Annotated in this window: 14 protein-coding genes and 1 pseudogene; 8 read left to right on the forward strand and 7 right to left on the reverse strand. The window is 62.3% G+C overall.

The window, feature by feature from the left end:
- The first annotated feature begins 250 nt into the window (after positions 1-250).
- Together can and QQS52_RS08745 are read left to right on the forward strand one after the other, a co-directional pair.
- Positions 251-3,067 (forward strand): aconitate hydratase, encoded by a 2,817-nt coding sequence (gene can, locus QQS52_RS08740; protein ID WP_472773494.1) that lies wholly within the window; start codon positions 251-253, stop codon positions 3,065-3,067.
- Positions 3,068-3,246: 179 nt separating this feature from the next.
- Positions 3,247-3,816, forward strand: a complete 570-nt coding sequence (locus QQS52_RS08745; protein WP_472773495.1) for a TetR/AcrR family transcriptional regulator — start codon at positions 3,247-3,249, stop codon at positions 3,814-3,816.
- A gap of 188 nt (positions 3,817-4,004) precedes the next feature.
- On the opposite strand, the gene QQS52_RS08750 is transcribed toward QQS52_RS08745, so the two are convergent.
- Positions 4,005-5,039, reverse strand: coding sequence for an ATP-binding cassette domain-containing protein (locus QQS52_RS08750; protein ID WP_472773496.1), 1,035 nt, complete (start codon positions 5,037-5,039; stop codon positions 4,005-4,007).
- Positions 5,030-5,386, reverse strand: coding sequence for a hypothetical protein (locus QQS52_RS08755; protein WP_472773497.1), 357 nt, complete (start codon positions 5,384-5,386; stop codon positions 5,030-5,032). Before QQS52_RS08755 ends, QQS52_RS08750 begins: the two co-directional genes overlap by 10 nt.
- 10 nt (positions 5,387-5,396) lie before the next feature.
- Here QQS52_RS08755 and QQS52_RS08760 point away from each other — a divergent pair, with 10 nt between their 5' ends.
- Positions 5,397-5,543, forward strand: a complete 147-nt coding sequence (locus QQS52_RS08760) for a hypothetical protein (RefSeq protein WP_472773498.1) — start codon at positions 5,397-5,399, stop codon at positions 5,541-5,543.
- A gap of 90 nt (positions 5,544-5,633) precedes the next feature.
- On the opposite strand, the pseudogene QQS52_RS08765 reads toward QQS52_RS08760, so the two are convergent.
- From QQS52_RS08765 to QQS52_RS08775, 3 genes and pseudogenes are all read right to left on the reverse strand, one after another.
- Positions 5,634-6,077: pseudogene (locus QQS52_RS08765) on the reverse strand (ECF transporter S component); the annotation flags it as partial.
- Positions 6,023-6,424, reverse strand: coding sequence for a nucleoside hydrolase (locus QQS52_RS08770; RefSeq protein ID WP_472773499.1), 402 nt, complete (start codon positions 6,422-6,424; stop codon positions 6,023-6,025). The gene QQS52_RS08770 and the pseudogene QQS52_RS08765, both read right to left, overlap by 55 nt.
- A 163-nt stretch (positions 6,425-6,587) precedes the next feature.
- Entirely contained in the window at positions 6,588-7,268 is a 681-nt protein-coding gene (locus QQS52_RS08775; protein ID WP_472773500.1) for an NAD(P)H-binding protein, read from the reverse strand.
- 88 nt (positions 7,269-7,356) lie between these two features.
- Between QQS52_RS08775 and QQS52_RS08780 the strand changes: the two genes are divergently transcribed.
- Both QQS52_RS08780 and QQS52_RS08785 read left to right on the forward strand, forming a co-directional pair.
- Positions 7,357-7,626: an ACT domain-containing protein gene (locus tag QQS52_RS08780; RefSeq protein WP_472773501.1), complete on the forward strand. Its 270-nt coding sequence runs from the start codon at positions 7,357-7,359 to the stop codon at positions 7,624-7,626.
- Between the two features lie 15 nt (positions 7,627-7,641).
- Entirely contained in the window at positions 7,642-9,006 is a 1,365-nt protein-coding gene (locus tag QQS52_RS08785) for a DUF711 family protein (RefSeq protein WP_472773502.1), read from the forward strand.
- Between the two features lie 237 nt (positions 9,007-9,243).
- Here the strand turns inward: QQS52_RS08785 and QQS52_RS08790 are convergent, their stop codons facing one another.
- Positions 9,244-9,495: a hypothetical protein gene (locus tag QQS52_RS08790; RefSeq protein WP_472773503.1), complete on the reverse strand. Its 252-nt coding sequence runs from the start codon at positions 9,493-9,495 to the stop codon at positions 9,244-9,246.
- Positions 9,496-9,735: 240 nt separating this feature from the next.
- Here QQS52_RS08790 and QQS52_RS08795 point away from each other — a divergent pair, with 240 nt between their 5' ends.
- The 3 genes from QQS52_RS08795 (at position 9,736) to QQS52_RS08805 (ending at position 11,840) form a co-directional block, all read left to right on the forward strand.
- Complete coding sequence (locus QQS52_RS08795) at positions 9,736-10,038, forward strand: transposase (protein ID WP_472773504.1); 303 nt, start codon at positions 9,736-9,738, stop codon at positions 10,036-10,038.
- Positions 9,989-10,891 (forward strand): IS3 family transposase, encoded by a 903-nt coding sequence (locus QQS52_RS08800; RefSeq protein WP_472773505.1) that lies wholly within the window; start codon positions 9,989-9,991, stop codon positions 10,889-10,891. The genes QQS52_RS08795 and QQS52_RS08800 overlap by 50 nt, the downstream gene beginning before the upstream one ends.
- A gap of 325 nt (positions 10,892-11,216) precedes the next feature.
- Positions 11,217-11,840 (forward strand): hypothetical protein, encoded by a 624-nt coding sequence (locus QQS52_RS08805; protein ID WP_472773506.1) that lies wholly within the window; start codon positions 11,217-11,219, stop codon positions 11,838-11,840.
- Positions 11,841-12,142: 302 nt separating this feature from the next.
- Here QQS52_RS08805 and QQS52_RS08810 read toward each other — a convergent pair.
- A partial coding sequence (locus tag QQS52_RS08810; RefSeq protein ID WP_472773507.1) for a hypothetical protein occupies positions 12,143-12,515 on the reverse strand: 373 nt, incomplete at its 5' end.

Here is a 12,515-nt window from a genome sequence, read left to right on the forward strand (position 1 = left end):
TCGCCGCGCAGCGCCAAAATGCTGGAAACAGAACGCGCGTACTGTTATAGTTAACGCAGTCGACGGTTCAGCCATCTATGATGGATAAATGAACCATCGCGTTCACGTCGTCTCCGAAGTATATATCCCATGGCTATTAACTTCGCCCCCGTTTCCCGCTCGCGCGGGGTAGCCGGGGCGAGTATGCGGAACTAATACCTGAGCGACGATGGCGAACATCTTAGTTCTCAAACAAGGAATGGAGCTCCCTGTGACTGAAAGCTTGAACTCTTTCGGCGCCAAGAAGACTCTTGGCGTCAACGGCAAGTCCTACGATTACTTTGACATCAACGCTGTCGAGGGCATGTCCAAGCTGCCCTACTCGTTGAAGGTCCTCGGCGAGAACCTGCTGCGCCACGAAGACGGCAAGAACGTGACCAAGGAGCACATCGATGCCCTGGCTAACTGGGACCCGAAGGCTGAGCCGGACACCGAGATCCAGTTCACCCCGGCCCGCGTTCTGATGCAGGACTTCACCGGCGTCCCCTGCGTGGTCGACTTGGCCACCATGCGTGAGGCCGTGTCCGCTCTGGGCGGCACCCCGGATCAGGTCAACCCGCTGAACCCGGCCGAGATGGTCATCGACCACTCCGTTATTACCGAAGCCTTCGGTTCCTCCGACGCTCTCGAGAAGAACGTCGAGATCGAGTACCAGCGCAACGAGGAGCGCTACCAGTTCCTCCGCTGGGGCTCCGAGAACTTCTCCAACTTCCGCGTGGTGCCCCCGGGAACCGGTATCGTCCACCAGGTCAACATCGAGTACCTGTCCCGCGTCGTCTTCGACAACGAGGGCCTGGCCTACCCGGACACCTGTATCGGTACCGACTCCCACACCACCATGGAAAACGGCCTGGGCATCCTGGGCTGGGGCGTCGGCGGCATCGAGGCCGAGGCTGCCATGCTGGGCCAGCCGGTCTCCATGCTCATCCCGAAGGTCGTCGGCTTCAAGCTGACCGGTGAGATCCCGGTCGGCGTGACCGCTACCGACGTCGTTCTGACCATCACCGAGATGCTGCGTCAGCAGGGCGTTGTCGGCAAGTTCGTCGAGTTCTACGGCAACGGCGTCAAGTCCGTCCCGCTGGCCAACCGCGCCACCATCGGCAACATGTCCCCGGAGTTCGGCTCCACCGCGGCCATCTTCCCGATCGACGAAGAGACCATCAAGTACCTCGAGCTCACCGGCCGCCCGGAAGAGCAGATCGATCGCGTCCGCGAGTACGCCAAGGCGCAGGGCATGTGGCTGGAGCAGGACGCTCCGGAGGCCGAGTACTCCGAGTACCTCGAGCTCGACCTGGGCACCGTGGTTCCGTCCATCGCCGGCCCGAAGCGCCCGCAGGACCGCATCCTGCTGTCCGAGGCCAAGGAGCAGTTCCGTAAGGATCTGGGCAACTACACCACCGACGAGGTCATCGTCGACGAGACCACCGTAGAGGCCAAGCGCATGACCGACGAGGGCGGCGCTCCGGAAGACGACGTCGACGTCACCGGAGGCCTGAACCAGTCCCGCGCCGGCAACAACGAGTCCGCCGCCAAGGGCTCCTCCGGACGTCAGTCCCGCCCGGTCGTGGTCAACTCCCCGAACGGTGGCGAGTACACCCTGGACCACGGCATGGTGGCTATCGCCTCCATCACCTCCTGCACCAACACCTCGAACCCGTCCGTCATGGTCGGTGCCGGCCTGATTGCCCGTAACGCGGCCAAGAAGGGCCTGCACTCCAAGCCGTGGGTCAAGACCATTTGCGCCCCGGGCTCCCAGGTTGTCGACGGCTACTTCCAGCGCGCCGACCTGTGGAAGGACCTTGAGGCTCTGGGCTTCTACCTCTCCGGCTTCGGCTGCACCACCTGCATCGGCAACTCCGGCCCGCTGCCGGACGAGATCTCCGACGCCATCAACGAGCATGACCTGGCTGCCACCGCAGTCCTGTCCGGTAACCGTAACTTCGAGGGCCGCATTTCCCCGGACGTCAAGATGAACTACCTGGCGTCCCCGATCATGGTCATCGCCTACGCTATCGCCGGCACCATGGACTTCGACTTCGAGAACCAGGCCCTGGGCCAGGACCAGGACGGCAACGACGTCTTCCTGAAGGACATCTGGCCGTCCACCGAGGAGATTGAGGAGACGATCCAGTCCGCTATCTCCCGCGAGATGTACGAGGCCGACTACGCCGACGTCTTCAAGGGCGACGACGCATGGCGCAACCTGGACGTCCCGGAAGGCGAGACCTTCGAATGGGACGAGAACTCCACCTACGTCCGCAAGGCACCGTACTTCGAAGGCATGGAGCTCGAGCCGGCCGACGTCGAGGACATCAAGGGCGCTCGCGTCCTGGTGAAGCTGGGCGACTCGGTCACCACCGACCACATCTCTCCCGCTTCTGCCATCAAGCCGGGCACCCCGGCCGCGCAGTACCTGGACGAGCACGGTGTGGCCCGCAAGGACTACAACTCCCTGGGCTCCCGTCGTGGTAACCACGAGGTCATGGTCCGCGGTACCTTCGCCAACATCCGCTTGGCTAACCAGCTGGTGGACGTCACCGGCGGCTACACCCGCGACTTCACCCAGTCGGGTGGCCCGCAGGCGTTCATCTACGACGCCGCTCAGAACTACAAGGAGCAGGGCACCCCGCTGGTCGTGCTGGCCGGCAAGGAGTACGGCACCGGTTCCTCGCGTGACTGGGCTGCTAAGGGCACCAACCTGCTGGGCGTCAAGGCTGTTATCACCGAGTCCTACGAGCGCATCCACCGCTCCAACCTCATCGGTATGGGCGTGGCTCCGCTGCAGTTCAAGGACGGCGACTCCCACGAGTCCCTCGGCCTGGACGGCACCGAGACCTTCGACATCGTTGGTCTGAGCGAGTTCAACAACGATGGTCACCCGAAGGAAGTTCACGTCACCGCCACCAAGGAGGACGGCTCCACCGTCGAGTTCGACACCGACGTGCGCATCGACACCCCTGGTGAGGCTGACTACTACCGCCACGGCGGCATCCTGCAGTTCGTGCTGCGCCAGATGGTCAAGTCCTAAGACGGCTAGGCCACTAGCCGCACCTTGGAGTCAAAGGGGGCTGCACTTCCGCGATAAGCCCGCGGGAGCCTCGCGGCCCCCTTTGCCGTCCCCTCTCCTTGTCCACCGGTAGCCGGTGTTAGCGCTTCACGCGTGCATTTTCCTGTCCACGTCCACCCCACAGAGCAAGAGGTCACAACATGCCCATCGTCAGCGATAGCGAACTCAATCGGCGCCGCCACGACATCTTGATAGGCGCTCGGCGTTGCTTCGCTGAGCATGGTTACGAAGGCGCCACCGTGCGCCTGCTGGAGGAAGCGACCGGCAAGTCCCGCGGCGCTATCTTCCACCACTTCGGTGATAAGGAGTCGCTGTTTTTGGCCCTGGCCCGCGAGGATGCCGCCCGCCAGGCGGAGGTCGTCGCCCGCGAAGGTTTGGTTGAGGTCATGCGGAACATGCTCAACCAGCCGGAGCGTTACGACTGGCTGGCCACCCGCTTGGAGATCATCTCGCTGCTGCGCACGGATGCCTCCTTCCGGGCCCGCTGGAAGGATCACCAGTCCATCCTGGATGACGCGGTGCGCCAGCGCCTCTACTCCAATGCGGAGAAGGGCCGGCTGCGCGACGACGTCCCCGTCGAGACCCTCGTCATTTACCTGGAGACCTTCATGGATGGTTTCATCAACCGCCTGGCCATGGGTGATATCCAACGGCTCAGCAGAGTCCTCGATATCGTCGAGCACTCCATCCGTAAAGACGGCGTCGACTAGCTGAGCTCTCCCCCCCCCCCCCAGCCCACCCGAGCCACAGTTCGTGTACGGCCAGCCCCGCAGGCAGGTCGTGCACGAATTTTTCGTTATGACAGGTCAGCACCACCGCCGAACCATTGGCGGCCGCCCGCGTGATAAGCCCGCTGACCAGCTTTCGGTACTCGGGCGCGAGGTAGGTATCGGGCTCGTTAAAGATAGCCACGCGTACTACTCACCGGGCCGCGAGGAGGACTTGGACCACCCGCAGCTGAGAAACCGGCAGGTCGAGCGGGTGCGCCTGCGGGTCCCAGCATCACCCCCACGGTCGGGGCTGCCACCTGGTCGAAAGGCGACTGCAGGCAGGCCGCGACCGAGTCGCACACCGGCGCGTACCCGTCCAGGCCGGCCAGCGCCCGCACCAGCGTGGTCTTCCCGCTACCGTTATCCCCGCGCACCCACAGGACCTGGCCGGGCACGAGGTCGAAGTCCACCGGTCCGACCCGGAAACCCGAGCCGCTGGCCCGCCGGAATTGCCACCAGCGCCGCCGGCCCGCCCCGCGCCGCACAACTAGGTCCCGCACCACCAAGCTTTCTCCGTCCGGAGACGACGCCGGACCTGGTCTTGGCACCTGCTCTGCCTGCGTCTGTGGCTCCCCGTGCTCGGCTATTCCAACCGCTGGCAGCTCGAGGACCTGCACCGCAGCTGCCAGGTCGGGCGCATCTGCCGCCGGGTCGATGCTGAGAGCCTCGCCGCCCAGGTCTTCTTCCGCGGCGTGGCTAACCGTCACCACCCGGCTGCCTCCCATGGCGTGGAGGAGCTCGACGATGCCGGCCCGCGACGCCCGGTCCAGTCCCGCCAGCGGTTGGGTCAGCACGACTGCTGCCGGGGAGACGATGGTCAGCGCGGCGATGGCCCAGCGGCGGGTCTGGCCGCCGGATAGGCGCAGCGGATGGCGCTCCGCGTGATCGCTAAGCCCCACCTGCGCGAGTGCTTGCGTGCAGCGGCGCTCCATTCGCTCCCGCGTCCAGCCGGCGTGCTCCAGCGGGATGGCCAGTTCCTCAATGACCGTGGAGCGCAGACCGGAGATATGCACCTGCGGGTCCGCTCCTAACACCGCCCGGGTCTCCAGCGCGGCGGAGACCGTCTCGGCGACGTCCTCGGCCTGGTGGGTAGCGGGCACCACCACCTGCACAAGCGGCGCGGAGGACTCCCGAACGTGGGCGACTACCTGGGCTAAATCCATAGCGACCACCCCACGACGGCCAGGCCCATGCACGCGACTACCCAGCGGAAGGCCCGTCTCTCGCGGCTGTCCGGCACCGAGCGGAGCACCGTGCGCGGGCCGGGCTGCTCGAAGCCCACGGCGGCCAGCGCCTTGGCTTGCGCGGTGGCTTGGTACAAAAGCAGGGAGACCACCGGGCCGATATACCGGACCGCCAGGTTCCGCCACCCGGATCTGCGGCCTTCCAGGAGGTTGGCGTCCCGCACCACGCCGACGACCCGCGTGCCCCGGGGCAGCAGCTGTAGCGAAGCGCCCACGATATAAGCCACCTTGTGGCCGGCCTGGGAGGCCTGGATAGCCTTCGCCACCTCCGGCACGGTGACACGCAACCGCGGCCAGCACCACCGCGACAAGCGCGAGCTGCAGAACCACCGCGGAGACCACCGGGTGGTTCAGCGTGATGACCAGCAACCACGCCACCGCGGCGCCGGTGGCTGGGGTAGCCGGGTGCAGCCTGCCGCGTAGAACCCCGGCCGCCGCGCCCTCGCCGCCACTCATACCCGCGGTCGGGACCGCGTCCGTACCCATGCCCACTCTGGAACGTCTCCCCGGCGGCTAGGACTGCGTCTCGGCGTCCGGGCGTGGCTGCCGCTTGAGGACTCGTTGCGGCAGCGCTTTGACCGTCAGGGCGACGAAAAAAGGACGACGATCTTGTCGAGCGGGTCGGAGACCATCGACTGCATGGTCACCGAGACCAAGAGGGAATTGCCGAACTCGCGGAAGACCGAGACCAGGGCCCCGGTGCCCAGCCCGGCCGTGCCGCCGTAGACGAAGGCCGCCACCGGAGCGGCGAGCATGCCGCTGATGATGCCGATGATGACGCCGCTGACCACGATCCGCCAGATGCTCTGGAGGGCGCCGCGCTGGATGGCCCCCGGCCATCCAACCCGTGGCCGCCGACACCGCCGCAAATGGCAAGGCGGCCGGGTTGGTAAATCTCCAGATCACGGACGACAACGTGCCGGTGGCCAGGCCTGCCACAGCTCTCGCCACGGGAGCCGCGGCGCGCCCCCGTCGGATAGCCGCGCGTCGAAGTGCCCCAGGCCGCTGGGCCCGTGGGTCTCCGGGGTGGTGACCAGCTCTCGGTCGGCGGGGCCGGCCTCCCCCACGCCCACGGGAACCTCGGGCATCCCGCACGCGTCCAACAGCCAACGGGCGTTGAGCGCCGTCTGCTCGGCGCTGGCGTTGCCGCCCGTGGTGCTAATCCCGACCAGCTCGATTTCTCCGGCGAGGTGCCGCCCGGCCAGGTACAGGATCGCCACGGCATCATCGATGCCGGGGTAGCAGTCCAGCAGGACCCTGCGCAGCCCCTGCCCCGCCGTTGTGATCACTCGCTCGTCCACCATCCCGTCTCCCACCCCACCTCGGGTTTGTGCTCCCCGTCTACAGTCTCCCGAGTCTGCACGGCCCGCAAAGTCTCCAAATTCTCCAATGCTTTAGGAAATCTCCACGGTGTACGAAGTCTGTCGGTCCGACAGGATCTGTGGAGCCGACGGGCTTTCTCCCGTTCTAGGCGATCTCGCTGAGTGCGCCTTCGCCGTCGACGAAGGAGACCGGGCTGTGCGGGGTCTGCTCGCGAGTGACGACTTCCGCGATGACCGCGGCCACCAGTTCGCGGGAGGTGTGCTCATCGGTGGAGGTGGCAGGCTGATCGGCGACGAGCTCGATGCCAGCGGCCGGTTCGTCGGTAAGCACTGCCGGACCCAGGATGACGTAGTCCAGGTCGGTGGAGTTCAGGTAGTCGTCCACGACCTTCTTGGCCAGTGAGTAGGTGTAGAGGTCGTGGTCCGGATCAAATTGGGCGTGCGTCGCTCCCTTGTAGGAGACCATGACGTAGCGCGGGACCTTCGCACCCCAGTCGCGCAGCTGCTCCAGACCGTGGATGCTGGCCAGCGCGGCGTCCTGGTCGACGTCGATGGTCACCTGCTGGCCGCCGCGGCCGCCGTTACCGGCGGACCAGACCACCGCGTCGAACTGGGTCTCCAGCTGGGCCCAGTCCTCCACGGTCAGTTGGGTGACGTCCGCCAGATACGGCGTCGCCCCCAGCTTTTCGATGTCGGCCTGCTGCTCCGAGTTGCGGATGAGCGAGGTGACGTCGGCGCCGGCCTCGCGCAGCTTCGGAGCGGCGAGCTGGGCGACCTTGCCGTGTCCGCCGATGATGAGGACCTGGGGTTTGTGGCTGATCGTCATAGGCCCCACCGTACCAAAGTGAGGCGAATTACCTTGCCGATTGTGCCCATTGCCCCGCCACCTGTGGAGTGACAGATACAATAGGGGCATGTTTGCGATTATGACCGTGACCGGTGTGGATTCCACCGGTATTGTTGCCTCCGTGTCGACCCAGCTTGCCGAGCTCGATGTGAATATTGTTGACATCTCCCAGACGTTGATGTCGGGCTTTTTCACGATGATCCTGCGGGTCGAATTCGATGATTCTGCCACCTCCATTGCCGAAATCCAGTCGAAGATGGACCCAGTCGCGAAGGCGAAGAAGCAGTCCGTTCGCATCCAGTCCGAAGAACTGTTCACCACCATGAACGAGGTCTAAGGAGAGTCTGGATTCATGGTTAACACGTTCAACACTCACCGGGTCCTCGAGACCATCGAGATGATCGACAAGTACCGCCTTGACATCCGGACGGTCACGATGGGCATCTCCTTGCTCGGCTGCACCCGCCCCACGATGTCCGCCACCGCCGAGGCGGTCTACGACCTAGTCACCCAGCGCGCCGAGCGCCTGGTCGAGGTCGCCCGCGGTATCGAGACCGAGCTGGGCATCCCGATTGTCAACAAGCGTATCTCCGTCACCCCAGTCTCCCTCGTGGTCGCCGGCGTCGACGGCAATCCCGTCGAGGTCGCCGAGGCCCTCGACCGCGCCGCCAAGGAAGTCGGCGTCAACTTCGTGGGCGGCTATTCCGCCCTCGTGGAAAAGGGCGCCACCTCCGCGGAGAAAAAGCTCATCGACTCCATCCCGGAGGCCCTGTCCACCACCGAGCTCGTCTGCTCCTCGGTCAACATCGCCTCCTCCCGAGCCGGTATTAACATGAACGCCGCCAAACGCATGGGTGAGGTCATCAAGGAGTCCGCGGAACTGACCCGCGACAACTCCGCCATCGCTTGCGCCAAGCTGGTGGTCTTCGCCAACTCCGTAGGCGATAACCCATTCATGGCGGGTGCTTTCCACGGCATCGAGGAGCCCGACTGCGTGGTCTCCGTGGGCGTTTCCGGCCCCGGCGTGGTCGACCGTGCCCTGGGTTCGCTGGAAGGCGCGACCCTCAACGAGGTCGCCGAAGAGGTCAAGAAGGCCGCGTTCAAGATCACCCGCGCCGGCCAGCTGGTGGGCAACCTCGCCGCGGAGCGCCTCGGCGTCCCCTTCGGCATCGTGGACTTGTCCCTGGCGCCTACCGCCGAGCTGGGCGACTCCGTCGCCCACATCCTTGAGCACATGGGTCTGGACCAGGCCGGCACCCACGGCACCACCGCTGCCTTGGCGCTGCTTAACGATGCCGTCAAGAAGGGCGGCATGATGGCCTGCTCCCGTGTCGGAGGCCTGTCGGGTTCCTTCATCCCGGTCTCCGAGGACAAGGGCATGATCGACGCGGTCAAGTCCGGGGCCATCTCCATGGACAAGCTGGAGGCGATGACCTCCATCTGCTCCGTGGGCTTCGACATGATCGCCCTGCCGGGCGATACCTCTGCCACCACCATCGCCGGCATGATCGCCGACGAGGCGGCCATCGGAATGATGAACCATAAGACCACCGCGGTGCGCGTCATCCCCGTCCCCGGCGCCCAGATCGGCGACGAGGTCAACTTCGGCGGTCTGCTGGGCTACGCCCCCGTCATCCCGGTCAACACCGTGGGCAACTCCCAGTTCATCAACCGTGGCGGCTTCATCCCCGCCCCGGTTCACGGCTTCCGCAACTAGGAGCCATTCCCCTGGTCCGCCTGGTCCCTGGGGTCAGCCGCTTTATAGGCGCCCACCCCAATCAGGCAGACCACCCCGCCCAACCCGGCCAGTCCACAGGCGATCGGGGACCGCGGGGTTTCTAGTAGGAAAAGCACGAAGCGCCACGACCTGCGCGGGGATAGAGAGGACCGCTCCGCGAACAAAGAAAAGTGGCAGCCGGGCCGAAACCAGGGCTGCCACTAAGTGCGCTTCGTTCTAACGACGTCGGATGCCGCCGAGGAGGAAGCCGGCGGCACCGAAGGTGCCGATGACGGCGGTGATGATGGCCCAGAGCCACTTCGGTCCACGGATTTTGCGGCTGGGCAGGTGGTAGAGGTAGTGCCACGCAGTCGCCTTGAGGACGCCGTCCAGGATGAGGGCGCCGATAACGCCCTTTTGCTCGGCTGAAGAAAGCTGCGACCAGCGCTTGTTCAGATCGCGTTGGCACTTATCCCACGAACAGGCCATGGTTGACTCCTTTTCCTGCATCACGGTAGGCGCAAAGTAGTGAAATGTTTTCCCCAATTTTAGTGTTTGCTTCGGGAGAATTCGGGGCTTTAGATGTTGCGTTAGCCACCTCCGACTAGGGGGAAGCAAGCACTCAGGCCAACTTCTGGTCATCCTGACTGGAGTGCCCTAGGTTTTTAGGTCCAGGTGACTTGAGTGTTGTCCATTGATGCCCTGCCTGTGGGTGGGGAGAATGGATGAATGGTGAAGAAGTTCAGTAAACACACTCCCAAACAGATTGTTCGCAAGCTGGATAAGGCTCGAGAACTCAGAGAATCAGGATCGACCACGGCTCAAATCCTCACCGCGCTGGGGATCAACGAAGCCACGCTGAACAGGTGGCAGGCAACCTATGGGGCGATGGCCAAGAGCGAAGCTAAAGAGCTCCAGCAATTGCGCGAGGAAACACGCGCCTCAAACGTCTCCTTGGGCAGGCAGAGCTGGAAAAGGCGGCATGGAAAGAATTATCGGAGGCAAACTTCTAAGCCCAGCTCGCCGTCATGATGCCGTCTGGCATCTCGATGGGCTGGGCTACTGCCAAAGGCGTGCCTGCCAGATCGTTGGACTCTCTCGTAGTACTTATCGGCGCACTAGGATCCGTCAGGGCACGCCGGATAAGTACGCGGACCTAAGGGCGTGGATGCACGAGTTCCCGCGTGATCACCGCCGGTGGGAACACCGGCGCGCCTGGAGGACCGCCCTCACCGAGGGGTATGGGATATGCCGGGAAACCTTCCGGAGGATTTGGCGCGAAGAAGGCCTGCGCGTCCTACCCAGGCAGAAGCGCACACGCGTCGATGGTCACGGCCAGCGCGAGGTTCCTGCCGGCCAGTACCCGAACGACGTGTGGGCGCTGGATTTCCAGTTCGATTCAACATGGCACGGCAAGACGATCAAGATCTGCAACATCAACGATGAATACACTCGCGAGCACGTCGCCTTCACGGTCGACAAGAAGATCGACGCGGACTCGGTGATCGAGCTGCTCGACCTCGCTTGTTGTGACCAAGGCGGGCGCCCGCGGGTGATCCGGATGGATAACGCCCCCGAGTTCATCGCTCATGCGCTCAACGAATGGGCTGGGGAGGATGAAACGATTCAGGCGTTTATCCCGCCAGGACAGCCCTGGCATAACGGGTATGTCGAGTCTTTCCACAACCGAATGCGTGACGAACTCTTAGAAGACAACAGCATCGAGAATCTCGAACACGCACGGATGCTCGTGGGACAGTGGTCGCAGCGGTACAATGACTTCCACCCGCATTCCTCCCTGGGCTACCTCAGCCGCGGAAGTATGCGGAACAATGGAAACATGAAAACACGGTCAACGCTTAAACCAACTGGACCGAATTCTTAGGCCACCCCACCTTGCTAAAGAATGTGGAGTGTCGCATTCACGGATAAAGAAAATACGGCACGAATCTGGATTGAGCGCCCCTCTAGGTCGTCCCAAAAAGGACAAAGCGTAAAAATTTTTCTGAAAGAATTTATGGGCCCTGAGGTGCTGTTTTGCTACGAACGTTGAAGCCTCCCCACCCCATATGGGTGTGTACGAAAGTACCTTTTGTGAAGACTCTGGAAGTAGTACACCTCTACTGCATATATTGAAGGCGAGCAAGACGAAAGTCGCTGGCTCAATATTCAACACTCTATGCTCAAGCACTGCCCATAGGAGATTCGAAATGCATACTTCCTACTCATGGCTGAAAAGAACCTGCGTAAAACGCACTATGGTAGCTTGCGTAGCGCTTAGTCTGATTGGTGGCAACACGTACGCTACAGCAGCTGAAATAGATTTCGCTGATTCCACTTCTACCAAAGAAACTTCAGAAACTGCCTCTGCACAGGAAGAACAGCTGGGCGAAGACCTAGAAGTGTTGTTTACGGAATATATACCTCAAAAAAATGGTGTCTTCACTGTCAATGAACAAGCCGTAATAAGAGATGGATATGCAGATAGCCTGAGCGATTTTCATGCAGTAGCTCAAGCATTCAATAGCCCCAATCCTGGGCGTCCCCAAACTGATTCAGAAGCTCCAGGTATGGCACAAACTTACGATGCAAATTCATACGCAAAGTGCTTAGTGTGGAGTGCGCTAGGGATTCCAGCGACAGCTTTCACTAGTGGTACATGGGAGGCCATTGTAACCGGTATTAAGGCCTACAATTGGAAACTAACTGCTTCCACCATCGCACGAGCCCTTGGTCCTGCATTCGTAAACGGGGCTGGAAAAGCCATCGGTGGTCCAGCTGTAATCGCAGCTGCTTTGGTTGCTTCCGCAGGATTGTGCGCTTTTCAACAGTAATGGTTTCCAGGAATAAGTATCTGGTTCGCCTAATCGTCGCCAGCATTCTTTTCTTTGTTATTGTTACCACTATCTTCGCTTTCTTTTTTTCTCTGGGACGGGGGCACACGCTAAATTTCGACGACGCAATTCCTTGGCTCGGCGGAGCTTCGGTCTCTGGACTGCTGACTGTAATCTGGATCAAAAGAAAAGCGAAAGTCTTTCGAGAACGCGACAATCTCTGGGGGCCACCAAAAAGTAGAAACACCTAATTTATCAAAATAATAGTGTTCATCCTTATGACGAGGGGTCAGAGCTTTTCTTTAAAGCTCTGACCCCTCGCTTTCTGGGGTTTCATTAATCCAGTTGTCCTGGTCGTAGTCGCTATCGGCGGCAGCTTGCTGGTGGATACGAGCTTCCATCGCATCATCTACCGTTGTGCTAATGCCTAGTGAGTCGAGGAAGTCCATGGGCTGTGTCAGCCTGTGCGTACTGCGGCGCTGGTCGTTCAGGTCGTCTAGCTCGCTTTCTAGTGAACGAATCGGGGTGGTAAAGCTATCTCGGTAGTCCACGGCCTGACCGTAATGCTTAGCAACTTTGTCGCGCAGGCTGATTGCTTGGTTGCGTCCGCTAGCGTGGTGTATCTGTAGCCCGCGGTTGGCCTTGTGCCGGTGCACAATGAGGCGACCATCGCGG

The organism is Corynebacterium sp. 1103A, assembly GCF_055700955.1.